The organism is Xenorhabdus yunnanensis, assembly GCF_028598805.1.
GTDB lineage: Bacteria > Pseudomonadota > Gammaproteobacteria > Enterobacterales > Enterobacteriaceae > Xenorhabdus > Xenorhabdus yunnanensis.
Genome location: NZ_JAQRFI010000028.1, coordinates 1 through 21368 on the forward strand (window position 1 = coordinate 1; position 21368 = coordinate 21368).

The 21368-nt window shown below is 38.9% G+C and carries 20 protein-coding genes, 4 tRNA genes and 4 pseudogenes; 11 read left to right on the plus strand and 17 right to left on the minus strand.

Annotation, left to right across the window (positions count from 1 at the left end):
* Nucleotides 1-147: 147 nt before the first annotated feature.
* The 9 genes and pseudogenes from cheW to cspE form a co-directional block, all read right to left on the minus strand.
* On the minus strand, nt 148-645 hold the full coding sequence (gene cheW / locus PSI23_RS12550) for a chemotaxis protein CheW (RefSeq protein ID WP_273555421.1): 498 nt from the start codon (nt 643-645) through the stop codon (nt 148-150).
* 30 nt (nt 646-675) lie between these two features.
* Nucleotides 676-2952 carry a chemotaxis protein CheA gene (gene cheA, locus PSI23_RS12555; RefSeq protein WP_273555422.1) on the minus strand — a complete coding sequence of 759 codons (2277 nt, stop codon included), beginning with the start codon at nt 2950-2952 and terminating at the stop codon, nt 676-678.
* Nucleotides 2953-2958: 6 nt separating this feature from the next.
* Nucleotides 2959-3972, minus strand: coding sequence for a flagellar motor protein MotB (gene motB, locus PSI23_RS12560; RefSeq protein ID WP_273555423.1), 1014 nt, complete (start codon nt 3970-3972; stop codon nt 2959-2961).
* 2 nt (nt 3973-3974) lie between these two features.
* The gene (gene motA / locus PSI23_RS12565; protein ID WP_273555424.1) at nt 3975-4856 is read right to left on the minus strand and encodes a flagellar motor stator protein MotA; all 882 of its coding nucleotides are present in this window, start codon (nt 4854-4856) and stop codon (nt 3975-3977) included.
* 133 nt (nt 4857-4989) lie between these two features.
* A complete protein-coding gene (gene flhC, locus PSI23_RS12570) occupies nt 4990-5571 on the minus strand; it encodes a flagellar transcriptional regulator FlhC (protein WP_273555425.1) in 582 nt (193 codons plus the stop codon).
* Between the two features lie 2 nt (nt 5572-5573).
* Entirely contained in the window at nt 5574-5924 is a 351-nt protein-coding gene (flhD, locus tag PSI23_RS12575; RefSeq protein WP_092518968.1) for a flagellar transcriptional regulator FlhD, read from the minus strand.
* A gap of 1566 nt (nt 5925-7490) precedes the next feature.
* Nucleotides 7491-8975 (minus strand): annotated as a pseudogene (gene mgtA / locus PSI23_RS12580) (magnesium-translocating P-type ATPase); the annotation flags it as partial.
* A gap of 97 nt (nt 8976-9072) precedes the next feature.
* Nucleotides 9073-9219, minus strand: a complete 147-nt coding sequence (locus PSI23_RS12585; protein WP_273555426.1) for a hypothetical protein — start codon at nt 9217-9219, stop codon at nt 9073-9075.
* A 1001-nt stretch (nt 9220-10220) separates the two neighbouring features.
* Entirely contained in the window at nt 10221-10433 is a 213-nt protein-coding gene (gene cspE, locus PSI23_RS12590) for a transcription antiterminator/RNA stability regulator CspE (RefSeq protein ID WP_045958852.1), read from the minus strand.
* Between the two features lie 502 nt (nt 10434-10935).
* Between cspE and PSI23_RS12595 the strand changes: the two genes are divergently transcribed.
* From PSI23_RS12595 to bssS, 7 genes are all read left to right on the plus strand, one after another.
* A complete protein-coding gene (locus PSI23_RS12595; RefSeq protein WP_273555427.1) occupies nt 10936-11451 on the plus strand; it encodes a YlaC family protein in 516 nt (171 codons plus the stop codon).
* Nucleotides 11452-11575: 124 nt separating this feature from the next.
* Nucleotides 11576-11651 (plus strand) — tRNA-Asn (locus tag PSI23_RS12600).
* 412 nt (nt 11652-12063) lie between these two features.
* Nucleotides 12064-12139 (plus strand) — tRNA-Asn (locus PSI23_RS12605).
* A gap of 269 nt (nt 12140-12408) precedes the next feature.
* Nucleotides 12409-12484 (plus strand) — tRNA-Asn (locus PSI23_RS12610).
* Between the two features lie 321 nt (nt 12485-12805).
* Nucleotides 12806-12881, plus strand: a tRNA-Asn gene (locus tag PSI23_RS12615).
* 229 nt (nt 12882-13110) lie between these two features.
* On the plus strand, nt 13111-14163 hold the full coding sequence (gene pyrC / locus PSI23_RS12620; protein WP_273555428.1) for a dihydroorotase: 1053 nt from the start codon (nt 13111-13113) through the stop codon (nt 14161-14163).
* Between the two features lie 249 nt (nt 14164-14412).
* Nucleotides 14413-14667 (plus strand): biofilm formation regulator BssS, encoded by a 255-nt coding sequence (bssS, locus tag PSI23_RS12625; RefSeq protein ID WP_273555469.1) that lies wholly within the window; start codon nt 14413-14415, stop codon nt 14665-14667.
* Between the two features lie 88 nt (nt 14668-14755).
* Here bssS and trhO read toward each other — a convergent pair whose 3' ends face one another.
* A complete protein-coding gene (gene trhO / locus PSI23_RS12630; RefSeq protein WP_273555429.1) occupies nt 14756-15814 on the minus strand; it encodes an oxygen-dependent tRNA uridine(34) hydroxylase TrhO in 1059 nt (352 codons plus the stop codon).
* Between the two features lie 399 nt (nt 15815-16213).
* On the opposite strand from trhO, the gene PSI23_RS12635 reads away from it, so the two are divergent.
* Nucleotides 16214-16912, plus strand: coding sequence for a hypothetical protein (locus tag PSI23_RS12635; RefSeq protein WP_273555430.1), 699 nt, complete (start codon nt 16214-16216; stop codon nt 16910-16912).
* Nucleotides 16913-16985: 73 nt separating this feature from the next.
* On the opposite strand, the gene PSI23_RS12640 is transcribed toward PSI23_RS12635, so the two are convergent.
* The 3 genes and pseudogenes from PSI23_RS12640 to PSI23_RS12650 form a co-directional block, all read right to left on the minus strand.
* The gene (locus PSI23_RS12640; RefSeq protein ID WP_306309586.1) at nt 16986-17198 is read right to left on the minus strand and encodes an ogr/Delta-like zinc finger family protein; all 213 of its coding nucleotides are present in this window, start codon (nt 17196-17198) and stop codon (nt 16986-16988) included.
* An 11-nt stretch (nt 17199-17209) separates the two neighbouring features.
* Nucleotides 17210-17456 (minus strand): annotated as a pseudogene (locus PSI23_RS12645) (phage late control D family protein); the annotation flags it as partial.
* A 113-nt stretch (nt 17457-17569) separates the two neighbouring features.
* A complete protein-coding gene (locus tag PSI23_RS12650) occupies nt 17570-17890 on the minus strand; it encodes a hypothetical protein (RefSeq protein WP_273555431.1) in 321 nt (106 codons plus the stop codon).
* A gap of 12 nt (nt 17891-17902) precedes the next feature.
* Between PSI23_RS12650 and PSI23_RS12655 the strand changes: the two are divergent.
* Together PSI23_RS12655 and PSI23_RS12660 are read left to right on the plus strand one after the other, a co-directional pair.
* A pseudogene (locus PSI23_RS12655) lies at nt 17903-18266 on the plus strand (phage portal protein); the annotation flags it as partial.
* Nucleotides 18267-19077: 811 nt separating this feature from the next.
* Nucleotides 19078-19470 (plus strand): hypothetical protein, encoded by a 393-nt coding sequence (locus PSI23_RS12660; protein ID WP_273555432.1) that lies wholly within the window; start codon nt 19078-19080, stop codon nt 19468-19470.
* Between the two features lie 47 nt (nt 19471-19517).
* Here the strand turns inward: PSI23_RS12660 and PSI23_RS12665 are convergent, their stop codons facing one another.
* The 3 genes from PSI23_RS12665 to PSI23_RS12675 are packed head-to-tail and all read right to left on the minus strand — an operon-like array spanning nt 19518 to nt 20338.
* Nucleotides 19518-19763 carry a type II toxin-antitoxin system YafO family toxin gene (locus tag PSI23_RS12665; RefSeq protein WP_306309589.1) on the minus strand — a complete coding sequence of 82 codons (246 nt, stop codon included), beginning with the start codon at nt 19761-19763 and terminating at the stop codon, nt 19518-19520.
* Nucleotides 19726-19908, minus strand: coding sequence for a hypothetical protein (locus PSI23_RS12670; RefSeq protein ID WP_273555434.1), 183 nt, complete (start codon nt 19906-19908; stop codon nt 19726-19728). The genes PSI23_RS12665 and PSI23_RS12670 overlap by 38 nt, the downstream gene beginning before the upstream one ends.
* Complete coding sequence (locus PSI23_RS12675; protein WP_273555435.1) at nt 19886-20338, minus strand: hypothetical protein; 453 nt, start codon at nt 20336-20338, stop codon at nt 19886-19888. The genes PSI23_RS12670 and PSI23_RS12675 overlap by 23 nt, the downstream gene beginning before the upstream one ends.
* Nucleotides 20339-20353: 15 nt before the next feature.
* Here PSI23_RS12675 and PSI23_RS12680 point away from each other — a divergent pair.
* Nucleotides 20354-20640: pseudogene (locus tag PSI23_RS12680) on the plus strand (integrase core domain-containing protein); the annotation flags it as partial.
* Nucleotides 20641-20784: 144 nt separating this feature from the next.
* Here PSI23_RS12680 and PSI23_RS12685 read toward each other — a convergent pair.
* On the minus strand, nt 20785-21270 hold the full coding sequence (locus PSI23_RS12685) for an NUDIX domain-containing protein (protein ID WP_273555436.1): 486 nt from the start codon (nt 21268-21270) through the stop codon (nt 20785-20787).
* Nucleotides 21271-21368 lie beyond the last annotated feature (98 nt).

Here is a 21368-nt window from a genome sequence, read left to right on the forward strand (position 1 = left end):
CAGTTGCCAGACCGCAAGGTGTTTTAACAAATCAAAAGGGGTTTTTATAGCGGATTTATAGCTGAAAGCTCTACAGAACCCCCTGCCTAGCAGGGGGTTTTCTATATACAAAAAGGCTGCTGTTTTTTATTGCAGCAGCCCAAAACATCAATCTTTGGCGACTGAATCAACTAATGCCATTTCTTCACTGTTGAGAAGTTTTTCGATATCAACCAGAATCAACATCCGTTCATCAAGAGAACCAAGCCCTGTTAGGTATTCTGTTGATAAAGTAACTGCAAATTCTGGTGCAGGACAAATCTGATCTTCTTTCAGGGCCAGCACGTCAGACACACCATCAACTACAATTCCAACAACACGGTTAAGCAAGTTCAGGACAATCACTACGGTATTATCGTTATACGTGATATCTTCCTGCGAGAATTTGATCCGCAAATCAATGATGGGAACAATCACTCCGCGTAGGTTGGTGATCCCTTTTATAAAATCAGGTGTATTCGCAATGCGGGTAACTTGATCATAACCGCGAATTTCCTGCACCTTCAGTATTTCAATTCCATACTCTTCGTCACCCAAAGTGAAAACCAGATATTCCTTTCCGGTCGTTTCGCCCGATAATTTATTTAATTCTTCTATGGCTGACATGATGTTACCTTTTAGTGTGATTGGATAATCTTATTTGTTATTCACCAAATCCGCTTTGCGCTCAGCCAACTGCTCATGGTTAAGTTTCTGCAAAGCAGGAATATCAATGATGAGCGCAACACTACCATCCCCCATAATGGTGGCAGCCGAAATACCCGGTACTTTGCGGTAATTGCTCTCAATATTTTTAACAACAACTTGATGCTGCCCCACCAGTTTATCCACCAGCAATGCATAACGACGCCCGGCACTCTGTACAATGACAGCAATACCTTGCGTTGGATCAGTCACTCCATTCGGGATATCGAATATGCGATACAGTTCAAGTAGCGGTAAATATTCACCACGTACCTGCAATAGCTTTTCATCACCCGCCAACGGATAAATATCTTCATCCTGTGGCTGCAATGAACTGACCACAGCACTCAATGGCAGGATGAAAACTTCACCATTAACTTTGACCGACATGCCATCCAGTATCGCTAATGTCAGTGGCAGCAAAATGCGAATAACAGTTCCCTTCCCTTCTTGGAAGTTAATCTGAATTTGTCCGCCCATATCTTGAATATTGCGCTTGACCACATCCATGCCAACACCGCGGCCGGAGACATCTGTTACCACTTCTGCGGTAGAGAAACCGGGAGCAAAAATCAGCATCGCCACTTCTTCGTTGCTCATGTTTTCATTGACGTTCAGACCTTGAGATTGTGCTTTTGCTAAGATCTTCTCTCGGTTTAGACCAGCACCATCATCAATAACTTCAATACAGATATTTCCGCCCTGATGTTCAGCTGCCAGCGTCAAATTACCAGTTTCTGATTTTCCAGCCGCGAGACGTTTTTCCGGACTTTCGATACCGTGGTCAAGACTGTTGCGTACCAAATGCGTCAGAGGATCGATAATCCGTTCAATCAAACTTTTATCCAGTTCTGTCGAACTACCAATTAGTGTCAATTCCACTTTCTTATTGAGTTTCCCAGCCAAATCCCGCACCAAGCGCGGATAACGGCTAAAAACGTATTCCATTGGCATCATGCGGATTGACATGACGGATTCTTGTAAATCGCGGGAATTTCGCTGTAATTGAGCCATGCAACTGAGTAATTCACTGTGTTTTGTCGGTTCAAGACCGTTACAGTGCTGTGCCAGCATAGATTGGGTAATGACCAATTCACCCACTAAATTGATAAGCTGATCAACCTTTTCAACGGCAACACGGATACTGGACGATTCCGCACGTTGACGTGGCGATCCCGCAGCTGGACGTGGAGCTGGACGCCCGATTTCATGTACATCTGTTTTTTTCGGGGTATTAGTCAGCTGTGGATTATTTGTATTTGCTGCTGTGGTAGCCTCTGCCGCCGTATTTTTTGCTGTGCTGCTGTTTGCCGCACTATTGTTTTCCGTACTATTGTTTTCCGCACCACTGCCTGCTGTACTATTTTCTGCTACAATTTTTACTACAGCATCACTTTTTGCTACAGCATCTTGTTCCGTTTCAGTGTTCGTGCTTTCCGATTGAGATTCATTTGTTGGTAAAAAAGTTATTTGCTCAGGCTCAATAACAAAGCACAATACAGCCGTGATATCGTCTTCTGTCGCAGATGTAATCAATGATGCTTCAAGGCTGTTTGTAGTCTGTTCTACATCATAAATCTCACCAAGATGTCCCAACTCATCCTTCATTAAACTGACTTCGCGTTCTTTCAATCCAGATAAATGAACACGTATCCGCCCATGATTGGATTTATCTGCCGAGACATGTTTCTCTTCTGGCTGATTTTCTTCGGATTGATTTTCTTCGGACTGTGCAGATGCTACCGATTGTTTTTCCTCAACTTCGTTTACAACGTCTTCCGTAATAAGTTCAGCCTTAACTGCAGATGTTGCTGCAAAAAATGCTTCTTCCTGCTGCTCTTGCTGTAGTTCTAATGCAAGTTGACGCAGTGTCTCGCAGATATAATTGAATGTATCTTCATCCGGCTCCTGAGAACTTTTATAGGCATCCAATTGTTGCTGCATAATATCTTTCGCTTCTAAAAACAGGTTGATAATGTCAATAGTCAAACGTATTTCATCACGTCTGGCACTATCGAGCAGATTTTCCAAAACATGCGTAGTCTGTTGCAGCTTAGTAAAACCAAAAGTCGCAGCGCCCCCTTTAATGGAGTGGGCGCTGCGAAATATTGCGTTCAGCTGTTCACGATCAGGTTCATCGGCATTGAGCAGCAATAAATGCTGCTCCATATCAGCCAATAGTTCATCTGCTTCATCAAAGAAAGTCTGATAAAACGCGGTAATATCCATCGTTACTTACTCTGTCATCTTAGTATCACTCAACGGTTCAGCCGATGGCTGTTCCAATTTTATGATTTCATGTTTTATGGTCACATGGGATTGTTCGGCGGGTTGCTGAGCAGTCGTTCCCTCATTCGAATCCATTCTGATGACTTCTTGCATATCCATACTATTGTTAGCGGTCATGGCGTTACCGCCACTGTTTTCCTGCTCAATCCTTTTTTCTGCATCTTTATTCAATACAATGATGCTGATACGACGGTTAACTGGTGCATTAGGATCAATGCCTTTCTGCATACTGACAGTGGATGCCATACCCACAACCCGCAGGACTTTGACTTCATCCAGACCACCTATCAGTAATTCACGCCTTGACGCATTGGCACGATCAGAAGAAAGCTCCCAGTTACTGTAACCTCGTTGACCATTGGCATACTGTAAACTATCGGTATGACCAGAAAGGCTAATTTTGTTTGGAATACCGTTCAGGATCGGCGCAATTGCCCGCAAGATATTGCTCATGTGGCTTTCAACCTTTGAGCTGCCAATCATGAACATTGGGCGATTTTCCCGATCGATAATTTGAATGCGTAAACCTTCATCCATCATGTCAATCAATAGATGAGGACGTAGCTCTTTAAGACGAGGATCGGTAATAATCAACTGGTCAAGTTGCTGGCGTAATCGATTCAAGCGATGAGTTTCTTCGTTAGCTTCAACGGATTTGGATTGACGGAAAACTTCCCCGTCCTGTTGGAAAACATCATCCCCTCCCCCAGGGATCGGGTTGGTGCTATCACTGCTTTGCTGTCCTTTGTTGATCGCTACCTGCAAAGGGGTACGGAAATATTCTGCAATGCTGGTCAATTCCTGTGGGCTGGCAATTGATATCAGCCACATGACCAAGAAGAATGCCATCATTGCAGTCATAAAATCAGCGTAAGCAATCTTCCATGATCCGCCGGCATGGCCTAGACTATGTTTTTTACGCTTTTTTATTCTGACGACGGAAACATTATTCGCTTTCATAGTTATTCTTCAACTTCCTGTTGTACAGGAGATTTAACCCGACGAACATGTTCTTCAAGTTCTGTGAATGAAGGACGATCTGTGAGGAATAATGTTTTACGACCGAATTCAACCGCAATTTGTGGTGCATAACCATGCAAACTGGAAAGCAGTGTCACCTTGATACATTGCATCATTTTGAGCTGTTCGCTGCTGCGTTGACGAAGAAGTGTCGCCAAAGGAGAAACAAAACCATAAGCCAATAAAATACCCAGGAATGTTCCCACCATCGCATGTGCGATCAACGCTCCCAATTCTCCTGCCGGACGATCTGCAGATCCCAATGCATTAACAACTCCCATTACGGCAGCAACAATTCCGAATGCAGGTAGTGAATCTCCTACCATTGCCAAGCTGGTTGCTGGTACTTCACTTTCTTGTTCGTAAGTCTCGATTTCTTCATCCATCAAGGCTTCAATTTCATGGGGATTCATGTTACCGCTGATGATCAGGCGCATATAGTCAGTGATGAAATCCATCAAATACTGATCTTTCAACAAACGGGGATATTGTGTGAAAATGTCGCTTTGCTGTGGATTTTCAATATCACGCTCCAAAGCCAGCAGCCCATTCTGGCGAGACTTGGATAACAGGCGGAATTGTAACGCCATAAGATCCATATACATCGCTTTATTGTATTTTGATCTGCGCAATACTTTTGGTAAAACACGCAGTGTTGCCTTTATCGCCTTGCCATTATTGCCCACGATAAAAGCGCCAATTCCTGCACCTGCAATAATCAAAAATTCCGCTGGCTGATAAAGTGCGCCCATGTGACCACCGACAAGTAGGTAGCCACCAATTACCGCACCAAAAACCACTATATATCCTAAAAGTACTAACACGCGATATCCTTTAGCTAAGTTGGTGAGCAGATGGGATTTGAACAGGGCGAATTGACAAATGAAGAGAAGTATGATAGCAGGTTACAGAGTTTATTATCAAACCTGTAACCTGCATTTACTTTCCCATTTAAATTCACATAGCTTGCTGAGCAAATCCATCCAGCAGTTGTGAATTAATATCGGCAAGTTGAGGGGAAAGTTTACGTTTTTTTACTGCCCGTGAAGGAGGCTGGCAAAGACTACAAACAAAGCTATTTACGGGCTGATGAGCATGTGTAATGAAAGTTCCACCACAGCAGCGACATTGTGTTGGCTGTAGCATCCCACTACCAACAAAACGAACCAACGTCCAAGCTCTGGTTAACGCCAAAATAGGCCCCTCTTCACTACTCGGAGGACATTGTTCAAGGTACAGTCGATAAGCTTTGACAACAGCCTCTACACCTTCACAATGTCCACTTTTCAACAGAAAACGGTAAGCATTGTAGAACATTGACGAATGAATATTCTGTTCCCAAGTCATAAACCAATCCGTCGAAAAAGGTAACATCCCTTTAGGTGGAGGGCTTCCCCGCAATTCTTTATACAACCGGATCAGTCGGCCTCTACTTAGTTTCGTTTCAGTTTCAAGCATCTGTAATCGCGCGCCTAAAGTGATGAGTTCCATTGCCAACTGAATATCTTTCGCTTCCTGAACAATACTTTTTTCAACCATCTTTACGCTCTTTTCTTGATTGAAGTGTCACCCTGAGCAGATAATTGCTGAAAAAGATGAGTAGACAGCAAGATACCTGTATGAATTTGTTGCAGATCGTCCACCCGCGATTCCTTAGTTAACTGCTGCACGGTTTCGTGGTCTTCAAGCCGAAAATGGCAAATCAGTTGGTTTGTTTCAGCTAATTTTACTAACTGAGGTAATGTCAGCTCGGCCAACGTATCAGCCATCGATTCACTAATACCTAAACGGAACATCGCAGATGCTTTCTCATGGTTAATTAGCCGTTGTGCTAAAAGCAAATACGATAAATTTATGTCATAAATATGTTTGAGCAATTCAACCGTACTCATTTCTATATATCCCGTCCGATTACATGAAAAAATTAAATTAAGTGATCAAAGAATCACTCACGACAAAATTACCAGTAGCATGAGATTCAATAATCTCCGACATAACTGAAATATACATCTTTAGCCAGAGCAGTAACTGTCCTTTGTATTACTCTTGGGATCGCCCAATTTCTAAAATATTTCGGTAATGGGTTGTGAAAGTATTATTGCGTCATCTGGGTAATGCACTTGCCAAAATTGATTAAGAATATTCTTAATGCTAATTAACTTTACTCCTGAATCATCAACTTATACAACGGAGAATATATGTCATTTTAAATACTATGTGATCATGATCACAAAACTTATACTTTTTATTATGATTCTAGCTCATTAACTATTCAAGCAACAAAAAACGAGAAATAGTCTACAATTAATAAGTTAAATTATCTAAATAAAAATATTAGGGACTGTTTTTTATTTTATACGATCTATTAAACTTATAAATTTAAAATAACGATAAAAAATATCTCCTTTAGCTAAATTATCAGTATGTTAATAAAATTTGCGCCTTGATAATGTGGGTAGGCACTCATCTTCCACTATAACTTGATTTAGATCATTGTCATGCTTAATTTATTAATTATATGTGAATACTAGTTATTAAAAAGCTATCAGTCTGATCATTTTTAGTTTATGATCGTATTATTTTCAAGCAGAAGAAAGAAAGCTCTCACCCTCACTTTGAACGCAAACATCACATAGATCACAAAAATAAGATAAAATACAGTATGATATTGAAATAAAAAAACATCTGTATCTCCATCATCTAGCAAACACAACTAGCAATACTTTGCTAATTAAACAAAATTCAGGCTCCCTAAGAGCTATCAAAGCTATTTTCCACCATTACAATTAATAAATTTATCTAAACAAAATAAACGCATACATAGCCAGTTTGTGACATAAATTTAACTAAACGTCTTTTGCTGATTATTTCCTCCTATTGCCTAGCTTACACGCACAAAACATTAATAAAATTAATTAATTTATTTCTCTCTCATCCCCATAATGATAAGAATAACAAATGTTTTACCCCATTTTCTAAAACAAACAAACCGGCAGCCAAACCCAAAAACAAGGTAGCGTATTGGCTAAAAATTAATTCACTTGAATAACAAAAAATATAAATACAAAATAATTCCCAAATGCAAATTTGGTAACAATATCTTATTACATAAAACCTAATTAAAAGAAGAAAAAAACCCGGAATAAAAAGAAATAAAAACAGAAATAAAAACGTATATAAAAAAGCAATTTATCCTATTTGACTTTAAAAAAAACAACAATAGATAGATTAAATTGGCGTTTCAAATAAAAAAAATAACAGGTAAATATAACTCTATTACCTCCTTAAATTCATTTATATTGTGATAGACGGTTCATATTCAAAAAATAACATCAAGACCTATTCTAAATATTTGAAAAAAGTTCATCATGATGAGAGTCATAAAGACATACATTCTGTATGGACTAATCCCTTAATCCATACAGAATAAGATATAAATTAATGAGAATTATTTACAATCATTCACCAAATCGATGAATGTAGAACTGCCTCATTATTTGGGCAATGATACAGTAGCTTATTACTGCCCTAATTAACCATGAAAAATATTCCCATGGTAGTGGCTGTAACCCAATTAGAGTACCAAATGCGGAGAATGGAATGTAAATACCTAGTCCAATTATTATTATCATTAATAAAATAGGGTATATTGCCGTACTTTACACAAAGGGAATTTTTTATGTGCAAGAAATATGTACAACCAAAGTCTGTGACAATAGCCTTTCCACAAACCACCCCGATTGAAATCATACTTACTTTTCTATACTATTCGCTGCAAATACATACCAAATTGCAGCATAAGTCGTAATATTGAAGATAAATGATGTAAGCCAATCCAAAGCATAAAACACATATTTTTTGCATCCATTTACGATGGCGTTTTCAGAAACTCCTTGTCCATTTTTTACCATGCAAAGACAGTTGTGAAATATCGTACATTAGGTTTTGTACAAACAAATGAATGGCTAAAATCGGTAAAAATGGAATAAGTGCACTGGCAACCAATACAGAATATACGTTTCCAAAATTTGAACTAGCCATCATATTTAAGTACCTGATGGTATTCCCAAACGTTTCCCTTCCCTTAATTACCTCTTCCTCTAATACCATCAAATTTTTCTCAAGCAGAATGATATCTGATGACTCTTTTACGATATCCAGCGCTGTATCAACTGAAATTCCAACATCAGCATCCCGTAATGCTGGCACGTCATTTATTCCATCTCCAAGAAAACCAACCGTATGACCATTATTTTGTAATGACTTTAAAATGCGTGATTTTTGCAGGGCGGTTAACTTACAAAAGACCAACCTTAATTCCACTTCTTTTGAAAGGTTTTCACCACTCATTAGTTAAATATCAGAACCAATAAGAATATTTCCAGAATCTAAATCCATATCTAGACAAACTTTAGCGGTAACAACAGGATTATCTCCGGTAAGCACCTTAACTGAAATACCATTTTGCCTTAATGCCAAAATTGCCATTACAGCGCTTTCTTTTGGTGGATCTAAAAATTCTAATAAACTTTGTAGGGCCATTTCCTTTTCGTCAGTAACAGAAAGTGGGTGTTTCACTTCATCGAGACTTAACTCTCTCTTGCTATGATTAACACCCTGAAAGCTTGTTCGTTATAGTTTTTAACTAGTTCTATTACATTGTTACTACTTTCTTCAGTGAAAGAAATAATTTTCTCTTTTGTCCTTATAGATGGGCAAACTGATAGCATTTCTTCTGCGGTATCCTTGCAGATCAAATGATGATTTCTATACAAATCCTGTATGGGAATTGACAACCTGCGTCTAACAAAAGCAAAAGGTAACTCATCAATTTTTCTGTAGCTGAGGGGATAATCAATGTCTGAATTACCGCATCCATACCTAACAATTGCTTGATCCATTAAGTTCTTAGGGCCACTTTGGTAGACACTATTTAACCAAGCTCAGTGAAGAATAGCCCCTTTGTCAGTTTAGAACTGACAATCATGGGCAGCATTAGACGGATCAATAACCAGCTAACGCTATACAGTTACTGTTGTATTAATCACTTGTGAAATATACTACCGTTAAGGTCAGTGAGAATATGATTACTCCATCGCCAAGAAAACCAACCCCAGAGATAATTTGTACAGTAATACGATTAGAATTTCCCTCAGAAGCATTCATAGCAATAGATGTTAACAACATGAAATCCTCCATTACATCAAATGGATAAATATACTCTAATCACCTAAATTTATTGATTTTGTACTTGATTGATTAGCGCATAACTTGAAATCGATTAAATATAGAAAATCATGTAAATAGATGTAGATACTTGATCAGCTAACTTTATTCACCGAGTTCTTATTGGTTAAGTTTTTACAATGGCTTCTGCACATAAAAGCGTTATTACACATAGGATTATTGCTACTCATAAGAGTATTATTACAGGCAGGAAAATTTTTCCTATTTGTTACATATAAAAATTTAACCATTAAAAATCATTCGTTATGAAACTAATAGGTAAGGAATAATCTAAAGAGAGTATCTCTTCATCGTACATGGAATATGCTGAGGCCGAATATTTAATTCGATTATTTGTACTATCCCGGAGAGAATAAGGAATGAGTTATGACCACATCATGTACGCCCTATATACCGTCAGTTAATCTCTCACTAAGAACCCAGCTCAATAGAACCCTAATATCAGATAATTTTCCTTCGGGTTGGTGCGGCTCATGAAATTGAAGTAGTACTGCCACCATTTTAGGTAAACAGAAAATCGAAAGGGAAATGAACAGATTACTGGATTATTTTTTACTTAAACTAAAACTTTGACTGTTCGATTAATCGATCTCCAATAGAATTTTTGGGGGTATATAAACAGTTAAAATTACCAAGTAAAAATTTTAATCCGGGGAGATTTGTGCAAAACAGTGAAGGCTTTCTATTTTACTGAATAGTAACAACACTATACAATTTTAACTATAAAATATTCGGTCATACAATGACAACTGATTTTAATTCATGGCTGATATCCTATTATTTTCATTCCGTTATTTTTATCAGCTAAATAAATAAACCTAGAAAACTTTAGAATTTAATATGTAAGATAAAGTTCGTGAAATAAATTTCATGGCACAGAAAGACAAAAAGCCCGCCACGGCATTTTGTGCTGGCGAGCTTAGTAAGGCATAAAGGCGAAATTAGATAGCAGTTACGTTTGCTGCTGCTGGGCCTTTGGCACCACTTTCAATGGTGAATTCTACATCCTGGCCTTCTGCCAGAGTTTTGAAACCGTTACCTTGAATGGCAGAGAAGTGTACGAATACGTCTTTGCTACCATCAGCTGGAGTGATGAAACCAAAGCCTTTAGATTCGTTGAACCACTTCACTTGACCTTTCATTTTGTCAGACATTTGACTTTCCTATATATCAAAAAAAACTCGCCACCTCGGGCATGTGTTGGCCATTATCAGCTATTACTTATGGAGGCACTAAGAAGGAAACGGTCAACAAAGGCTACCAGGGATAGCACTTACACATAACTCATTAACTCAAGATGTCGTACATAAAGTAGGTCTGTTAATCAGGCCAAACGCATTAACGCATTAACGCACACGAATAGCAACCTTTTTATGTATTATCGTTTTAAAAAAAACTCAGACGCTCAATATTAGAGCAAAATAACATAATAAATAGGTGTTTTTATAATTTTATTTGATATATTCAATTTTTGTCTCCTCAAAAATACGGATATTGCTCGCCAACAATAACAATTTGCCAAATAAATTAAAGCAATTGCTATACAGATGTTGGTTCAGGACATGCTAACCTTGAAAATGCCATAATTTTCAACTCGAACACGAATTTTACAGCACTTTTTACAAAACTATTTCTACAAATAAGTGGGTTAGTATTATGAAAATCATAAAACAGATATTGATTCAGGATCTTGAGCGGATCAATCTTAAAGAGCATCGTGATGGTAAAGTGCATTTCAACAGCATTTTTATTCGCCACCATCCCTACCTGTGTCTGGCGATGGTTATCGCTTATGCTTTTCTTGCTATGCTCATGTGGTACGCGCCCTATTTTGGCACGTGGTCTCTTTTTACCTTTACTTTAGTCTTTATCACTATGGCAGCCGTTCTGCTATTTGATATCAAACCAATCTATCATTTCGAAGATATTGACGTACTCGATTTACGTGTCTGTTATAACGGTGAGTGGTTTGTCAACGAGCAAGTCTCTAAAAAAGCTATCAATAAGATACTCACTCATCCTAGAATACCTGATGAAATCAAAGACGACATAAAACATATCATGCATAGAAAACAGAGTATTTGTTTTTATGATGTGTTTATGATCGCCTGCTCAGAACAGTCACCTTATGTTCAACCCATTAATATGGTTAATAAAAACGCAGGGATTTAATAAAATAGTACAATGATAAATCAGGCAGCTCACATGATGAGCAAACAGTAAGAAAAAAGAATTTTTGCGTTGACACTATTCTAGTTCATCGCTAATATTCGCCCGCTCTCAGGAACACCCCAATTCCTCCATAGTTCAGTCGGTAGAACGGCGGACTGTTAATCCGTATGTCGCTGGTTCGAGTCCAGCTGGAGGAGCCAAATTCAAATGTCACGCTAGATAAGTCAAGCGTGATCTTAAGACTAAGAAAGATAATTTAGTCTAAACCGTACTAAGCGGCTTCCCAATCAGGAAGCCGTTTTTTTATGCTTCTTGCTTTTTTATCTTTCCTTCTTGAGATCAGCATATGCTTATTTAGCTCATACTTATAAAAAATAGAGATAAAAGTGTTATTCATAAAATAAGTTGAATTTTAATAAGATAAACAACATGTCACTAAAGATTATAAGACCAATAGATCTTCAAAAGATCAGATATTTTTTAGTCAAAAAACAACAAAAAAACGTCATCCTGATGACAACTTAACCGGTTGAGTCTATTTTTATTTTTTTTCGCTTTACAACGCCAAATCATTCACTGTATTATTCGTCCCGTTCTCAGGAACACCTCAATTCCTCCATAGTTCAGTCGGTAGAACGGCGGACTGTTAATCCGTATGTCGCTGGTTCGAGTCCAGCTGGAGGAGCCAAATTCTGAAAATCCCGATTAGCTTTGCTGGTCGGGATTTTTGCTTTTGTTGTAATCTTCTTTATGCCCCGTTTCTTTTTTATTTCAATATTTCATGTGAATATCTTTTTTCCAAATCGCCTTTCTTACGTGATCATCCCATTCAAAAACACAAAAAAGATCAAAAACAACCCAACAAGTACATATTACAAGCAATCAAATAATTATTGTTATTTTCTGCTTTGACAAACGTAAAAAGTGCCGTTAATATTCACCTCGTTTTGAAGGAGTTCCTCCATAGTTCAGTCGGTAGAACGGCGGACTGTTAATCCGTATGTCGCTGGTTCGAGTCCAGCTGGAGGAGCCAAGTATTTTGAAGAACCTGATTAGTTTTGCTAATCAGGTTCTTTGCTTTCTGAATTTCTGCTTTTCACTTTTCTGCTTTCTGTTTTGAATTTTTCCTCTTTTTAAGTTACCAATTTTTAAAATCTCTTTTCTTGTTTTCTCCTTCGGTTTCTTACTCCTTGTCCTTATGACCTATTTCTATTTCCCAATTTATTGTGAAACAGTCAATTTTAAGTCAAAAAAAGCAAAACGCACAAATTATCAACAATCAAACACTTATTGTTATTTTCTGCTTTGACAAATGTGAAAAGTACCGTTAATATTCGCCCCGTCTTGAAGGAGTTCCTCCATAGTTCAGTCGGTAGAACGGCGGACTGTTAATCCGTATGTCGCTGGTTCGAGTCCAGCTGGAGGAGCCAAATTCAATTCACCCTCGTGTTGTTATTTCTATATTTTCCTTTTTTGATACGATAATTTCCTCTGAATACCCTAACCCAGATAAATTTAAAATTCTAATTTTCCAAAATTCAGAGAATATTATCATTCAATAATAGCTATTTAGCTATTTTCGCTTTATCATCTTCCTCCGGCTTAAGGAGTGCTGAATCAGCATCCACCATTTTTCACCTATATTCTGGAGCCGGTTCCATGACCACTGAATTACACACAATTAAAATTCGCCGCCCTGATGACTGGCATGTCCATTTCCGTGATGGGGATATGCTAAAAACCATTGTACCTCATACCAGCCGTTTTTTTAGCCGGGCCATAGTTATGCCCAACCTTGTTTCCCCAGTGACAGATATTGCCAGCGCCAAAGCCTATAAGGAACGGATAATCGCAGCTACTCCGTCAGATCATCACTTCCAACCGCTTATGACCTGCTATCTGACAGATTCAACAGCCAGCAACCAAATTGAAACTGGCTATAAAGAAGGAATCTTCACTGCCTGCAAACTTTATCCTGCTAATGCAACAACTAATTCCAGCCATGGTGTTTCTAATGTCAAAAAGATCTACCCCTTATTGGAAACGATGGAAAAAATAGGCATGCCATTGCTGATCCATGGGGAAGTCACAGCCTCTCATATCGATATTTTTGACCGTGAAGCACGCTTTATTGAACAGGTAATGGAACCATTACGCCAACAGTTCTCTGGATTAAAAGTTGTTTTTGAACATATTACAACCAAAGAAGCCGCAGAATACGTTCTTGAAGGCAATGATAAATTAAGTGCAACACTGACACCACAGCACTTAATGTTCAATCGCAACCATATGCTGGTTGGTGGTATTCGCCCCCACCTTTACTGCTTACCCGTACTGAAACGCAATACTCATCAAGAAGCACTCCGAGCAGCAGTTGCCAGTGGTTGTAACCGCTTTTTCTTAGGTACGGATTCGGCTCCTCATGTACTACATAGCAAAGAATCTTCTTGTGGCTGCGCAGGTGTTTTCAATGCTCCAACCGCTCTGGCAGCCTATGCCACTGTTTTTGAAGAAATGGGAGCAATGGAATATTTTGAATCTTTCTGTTCCCTAAATGGCCCCGCATTTTATGGCCTACCAATTAATGATGGCTTTATCGAACTCACACGCAAATCAACCCCAGTCGTTGAATATATCGAATGTGATGGTGAAAAGTTAATTCCATTCCTCGCTGGGGAAGATGCCAGATGGGATGTAAAGGTATGTGAGTAGCATTATCTCTAAGCTTTATTACTACCACTCACTCGTGCGGAAATTGTTCTTGATTTCCGCAAAATTACGACCTTATAAATTACGGGAATGACTTACAATGATTCCTATCAGCTATAATGCAAAAAATCCCGTTCTTTTCACTTATTAGCTTGCCAAAAAGGTTTATACTGCGAGGGACTCATCTTAGATGAGTTCTGTTGCTCTTAGTCAATTATATCAATAATGATTCTGTAGTCTGATTAGGAGGTTATTATGGAAAACAATGAAATAATTCAGACTCATCCTGTTGTAGGCTGGGACATCAGCACTGTCAATGCCTATGATGCCATAATGATACGTCTTCATTACTCATCCACCCAAGATCAAAATACAGAAAATATCAATGTTGACAAAACGTTATGGTTAACAACAGGCGTAGCGAAGCAACTTATCCTCATTTTGCAGGCCGAGATTGAGAAAATAGAAACCTCAGTATACTGTCAGCTCGATTATATTAAACATTAACAATAGAAATCCCCAGTCACATAGCTAATTATGTAACTGGGGTAAGTAAATGCAGGCAAAAAAGCTACAACTTACAAGATAAGAGTGGTTACTTAATAGATTGCAGTGAGGTAATATTCAAACCATCATTTAACCGATAACGGGATTTATTGAAAATCTTAGCCCCATTCTCTCTTCCTGCTCGACGAGCACGCTGTTCGTCTTCTGGTAATTTCATCTCTTCACAACAAGAATCGCTGCAACAACCTTCGAAATGTTCTGCACAAGATAGACACTGGATAAACAATAAATGGCAACCATCGTTTTTACAGTTGGTGTGGCTATCACATGCCGCTCCACATTGGTGACAGTGCGCAATGATTTCTTCAGAAATACGTTCACCCATACGCTCATCAAAGACAAAATTCTTGCCAATAAACCGAACTGGCAATCCTTGTTCTTTCGCTTTACGAGCATATTCAATAATGCCGCCCTCTACGTGGTAGACTTTGTTAAAACCGTTATGCAGCATATAAGCACTTGCTTTTTCACAACGAATTCCGCCAGTACAGTACATAACTATATTTTTATCTTTATTGTCCTTCAGCATTTCTACAGCCATTGGCAACTGTTCACGAAATGTATCTGATGGAACTTCAATCGCGTTTTCGAAATGCCCGACTTCATATTCGTAGTGGTTACGCATATCGACAAAAACAGTTTCAGGATCACCCAACATTTGGTTAACCTGTTCCGCTTTAAGGTACTCGCCTGTTTTAGATGGATTAAACGTTTCATCTTCAATGCCATCAGCAACAATGCGTTCACGCACTTTCAGACGCAATACCCAGAATGATTTACCGTCATCTTCCAGCGCAATATTAAGGCGCAAATTACATAATGCTGGATCAGTCTCCTCCAATAATGTTTTCAACGCATCAACATTTTTGGAAGGTACACTAATCTGTGCATTGATACCTTCTTTGGCGATATAAACCCGCCCAAAGACAGATAACTCGGTAAACTTTTGATACAGACTGTCGCGAAAAGCCTGTGGTTCGGAAATAGTAAAATATTTATAAAAAGAGATAGTCGTGCGCGGCTCAGTTTCAGCCAACATGCGCTCTTTCAACTCTTTATTAGAAATACGGTTATGTAACACTGGCATGGTGTTCAAAATATCCTTGTATTCTATTGATATATATAAATTTATGTCTGTCTGTGCCCACAGAGTGTCCACACTAGACCATTATCGACAATTTTTAACTAAAAACCCCTCGTACACACTTGGGGTTTTTATTTTCTACAATATTACTTTTTTCTGTGACCTAGATCTATCAGTCCCTACTCTGAATCGACTTAAGACCCCAAACTAACTTGTTTATCACCGTAATGGCTGAACGGAAATGCTTCCTGATTTTCGAGGGGCTTTCTCAAAAACTATCAAATAAATTTCACATCTATGCGGTATCATCCTTAACCAAAGATTCTCATTTGTAATATTTATTCAATAAATTAATTTGATTGAAATGGATAACCAAACGAAATTGGATAGGGATTGATTTCTATGAAGCTAATAAATTGTAAAAAGTGTAAGGGAGAAATTGCACGGAACGAACAAGCATGCCCACACTGCGGGGAGAAAAGATCGAGCATATTAAAGTCGGAAACTGCAATAGGAGTAGCTATTTTCGTCCTGTCTTGCATCGTTACCTACTATTTTGTCAGCGATACTAACTTTTCCAGCTTTGCCAGCAGCGATGACAAGCAAACCGCTTCCACAGGTGAAAACCATTTTCCTTACAAGAAAATGCATGAGCTTGTTACTGGTTCTTTCTACAACTGCTTAAGTCAAAAATATTATACAAAACCGGGTAAGCTAAAACTTGATGAAATTCTTGAGTGTGACAATGATTTCAGAAAAGATTCAAATACGCCTCATGACTTAATCAATCTGGATAACTTTGTTTCAAATTTTAGTCGCGAGGATAACTCTTACAGACCGTTAGAAAAAGCAATTAAAAGTAATATGTTTGATGTTTCAAGTTATCAACATGTTGAAACAAACTACCGATTAGTCCTCAATCAACAACAGCCTTACGCCATAGTACAAACAGTATTCAAAGGTAAAAGCATATTCGAAAGGATATTAGAAGATTCTCGTGCGGCGAAGGTAGATATAAAAACAGGAGAAATTATAGCGCTAATACCGTACGTGACAGTATCAGATACGGGGCAGATTATAATGGAAATGGTGCCTGAATAATAAGTTACCTGTACAATAAACACAGAATAAGCCCCGATTTGGGGCTGTTTTTTATTCAGAATCCAAAACCAATCTACTCATCACCGTAATGACTGACCGGAAGTGCCAGTTTCGGGACTTTAAAATCAGTCGGTAACTGCTGGGAAGTGGGGAGTGTCAAGTAATGCTCAATGGTGGTGATAGTGGTAAACGTGCAGCCGCACAGAATATTTTGACACTGGTGATAACTGCGCCGTGTCTCTTCACTCATCATTCGCTGGTTCGAGTTTTTGCCACAGCGCCGCATTGGGGGACAGGTAACAACCGGCCATTTTTGATGGTGGCAATGGCATCGAGCAACGCCGCCATACGGGACAGGAAGCTGATGTCGCTTTCATTGGTCTGGTCTGCGTGGTCAAATATTCATCAGTTGGTGGCTCACAGCGGGTTGCAGGTTATAGCGCCCGGCGATGGCACTCACCACATCGCCGACAGTGACATCGTGCCAATTGTATTCCCGCTTGATATTTAACTCTTCCCTGAAGTCTGCACTACGGGCGCGTAGACAACTCCCACCCTGTGTCGCGGAACGGTGACAGGCGGCATTGCGTGATTCTCGCAGCCGGTCGTCGCAACATATCCCCATCACAAACCGAAGAGGTAAAATTTTATGTCATTTCATCGTAAGGCTCCGATCATCTCACCTTGCTTTGTCAGATAACGGCAAGGTGAGATGATCGGAGCCTTACTGTCAAAGCGGACGAACGGGCCTTTGATTATAACTGGCTGATTAGCTGCAGGGTTGATAGTTATAACGATAATGTCTGGCCGGACTGAAAACCCTATGCCCCGCGACCACTGGGACACAAAGGTGTATATATCGGAGCAGATCCCATCGGTACGGGCGGTAAATTGCGGATCATTGAATCCCTGCAATTTTGTGGCATAGCTTTTGAGAAATAGGCCAATGAAATCCGCAAGTTGACTGAACGCTACCACGTGCTGGGCATCACCATTGATGGCACCGGCGGCGCGGGCGCATTTAAGAACCTGTTTGTCTATTCGGCCAACGGGAAGAAAGACGGCCTGCAAATCCTGCCTTTCAGTCAGATCAGTGCCAAAGATGAATTTATCAACGTTAAGGAAGCGACCCGCGATGATTTGTTGGCCGGGCACCGTGTCCCGCCGCAACTGATGGGTTTCTTACCGACGGGCAGTGGCAACTTCGAGGACGTTGAGAAAGCGGCAAAAATGTTTGCCATCAATGAACTGAAATCCCATCATGGAGAGCCTGAAATCGTTTAACAACTGGGCAGGACAAGAAGTTGTGCGCTTTGCACCTTATGCACCTTATGCCCTGCTCGGCAAACAATAACCTCCAATTCCATCATGCCTACGCACACCGCGCGATTGAATGAGGGTAATCGGCGCGGTGTGCGTTTTTTTATTTGCTAGCCTTTCCCTGACTGATGAATTCAACGCGCTGGGGCGTCTCACTGGCGCGGTGTGATGGCGCTTTTTCCGATTATTACGATTTCCCAAAAAATGTGTTTACCAGCACGCTTGCCCCCGCCTCGCCCGCGCACTAAAAGAGGGTGTTTTTGTGCAGTTGTACATCAGCGGAGAAAGCTTGCCTGTACTGGTTTTATGCGGGGTTCGAATGTCAAGAAAAACTGTGCAGTTTTGTGAGGAATTGTGAGGTAATTTGATATATTTATAAATATATTATTTGTGAGTGTCGAAAAACAAAAGAAGGCTATGATAAGCTAAGAAAAAACAGCTTGATAATACCACTGTTCTGAGAAGCCAAAAGCACACTTAAATGAGCGGCATTACAACTTTAGCCTTACTTATTCTTCACCACAGAAAACCCAATAATATATAATAAAAAATAACCATTTAATACATGATAAAAAAATCCTCTCAAAAAAAGAAAGAAAAATTACAATCCTGTATTATACTAATTCTATAATAATAGATATGGCTCACATCTCTATCGATTTAATCTTTGATAAAGTCAATTGTGATAGATCACAATATAAGAGAACACTAAAATAAATAGTTTAAGATTAAAATTAGAAACGATTTTAGCCAAGAACACTTATAACCAATAACGCTAATTATTATTAAATATTTATTTAATAATAATTAAAAATACAGTTATGAATAATATAGGAGAAATTATTATGTCTGATATAAGAAAAGGAAGGGTTTTCCTCTCCACTCATTGGGATGACGATCTTCAGACAGTGAGAGTACGTCACCGCAGAGGTAATGACCGTGAAAAAGAAGAACATAAAATTTTAACTAATATTAGCAAAATCACAAAACATCTATATGTCATGGATATTACTTATGATGTAAGTTTATTTTTTCCTGATCGGGATTATTGGTGGATACTGCTTGTTACAAATGATTGGCGTGTATATACAATAAAAAATAATTTCTATTGTAACATCACATCATCAGATAATGGAGATGTTCTTTTAGACGTTGTCAATGGATTATTAGGTATGAAGATGTATGTGTCTTTTTCAGATTCCAATAATTGCCGTCAAAGCATTTATGAAATTGATTAAGAAACTTTTCAGTAATAGTATTTTTCATCTTCACTGTTCCCATATAATCATTTTCCAATTACATAGAATTCAGGCTGAAAAAAGCAGCACAATCGGCAGCATTCAGCTATTCTGAAAATCTTCGGCACACGATCAACCAGTACCGATAAAAAGGACATTCTGGCAAATTCATGTGCATTGGGCGTCATGATGCTGATAAATTGGTATTTTTCTGGCTCACACCAATGGCGCGTATAGAATAGATAACTGTTACTTTTACGCGCCACAACAAGCATCTTCCCAGCGTCCCTCATCACCAAAAATAACGGATCTCAATCCGCCATTTTTCCAATTTTTCAAAAGGCTTGCATATTGTCTGGCAACAACCGGTAATTCAATATTTTTATGAATGGAAACAGTAACCACAATATCACCATCAATGAAAAACAGGTTTATCAAGACCCAGTGCCTGATGCTCAGAATTAATCAATGCCTGAACATCTTCTTTATTGAATTGGTCTGCGACTTCAAGCACTTTCGGTGATTCGTGAGTATTTTTAGTAAATGTCAGAATTTCTTCATAGGTATAACGCAAATCCGCCGTAGCACGGCCAAACTGCATAATCATTTTTCGAAGTTCTTGATCAGTCGTTTGACTCAAAGCCACTTTTGATACTTTAACTAAAGAAGCACAAGATGTGATATGTTTTGTTAAATAATGCTGATTATCTCTTGCGAATTTAGACATGCTTTTATCATCAATAGGAATGCGTTTTCCTTCCCATTCTGTCCGCAAATTCCCTCTCATACGATTAGCGAGATCAGCAATGTATTGTTGTGCTTCAGCAATGGGCAGATACACCATAGAATCATTAATATTTTGTAACATTAACGTATTTTGTGATGGCGAGGCAAACCGGTTTCAATTCGTTGTGATAATGGGCCCGAGTACACCAGTACTGAATTTCAGGCTTGGGCAAAAAACATAAAATCCAGCTGAATTTTATCCAGCCGAGTAAGCCTCAACAGAATGCCTATGTTGAGCGTTATAACTGAACGGTTCGTTATGACTGGCTGGGACAATATTTATTTGCTTCCTTGAGTGAATTACAAGACTCTGCAACAAAATGGCAGTGGTTTTATAATCATGAAAGGCCCAATATGGCATTGGGGGGTTATACCCCTAAGTAGCATGTATTACGCACTGCTTAAATTCTACTTTTAACTTCTATGAAAAATGGGAGAATTACCCATTGAATTCATTTGCTAATTTTTTAAGACCGTTGACTTCCTTGCCCCAGATGGACCTATGATACAAATTTTCATCGCTCAGTCTTAATTCACATCCCCTAAATAGATAGGAGAACCAGAGGAAAAACGCTTTTCTACAACCAAAGGGCGTAGAACCGCAGGAAATAATGGCAGGTTTATAACATCCCCCAAACTGATCCATTGAGCACCTATTTGATCCCTATCCGCATTGATAGCTAGGTTATGAATATCGGGACTCTTATCGGCAAGCGAGGCAAGAAACATCAATTCGATTTGATGGACGTCTTTATCAACTTCAGCGAATTCATGATTGCTTCCTATATATTCTCTAACAAATACCAGCCGTGCAGGTTCAATCTTGTATGTTGTCTCCTCAAGACACTCCCTAATCAATGTTTGAGTCAATGTTTCTCCAAACAGTTGTCCTCCACCTGGAAGGGTATACCATTCATCTGAATCCGATTTATATCTGACGAGTAGAATCTGGTCTTTGTGAATAATGATGGCTTTTGCTGAAATACGAATAGTGGCAGTATTACTTTGATTCACGAATAATACTCCGATAAAAAGGTGTTTTTGTGTCCTGCACGCGTCGCACATCTATTCTTTTTTTCCATGACCTATTTTACAGGCCGACTTTTCAAAGT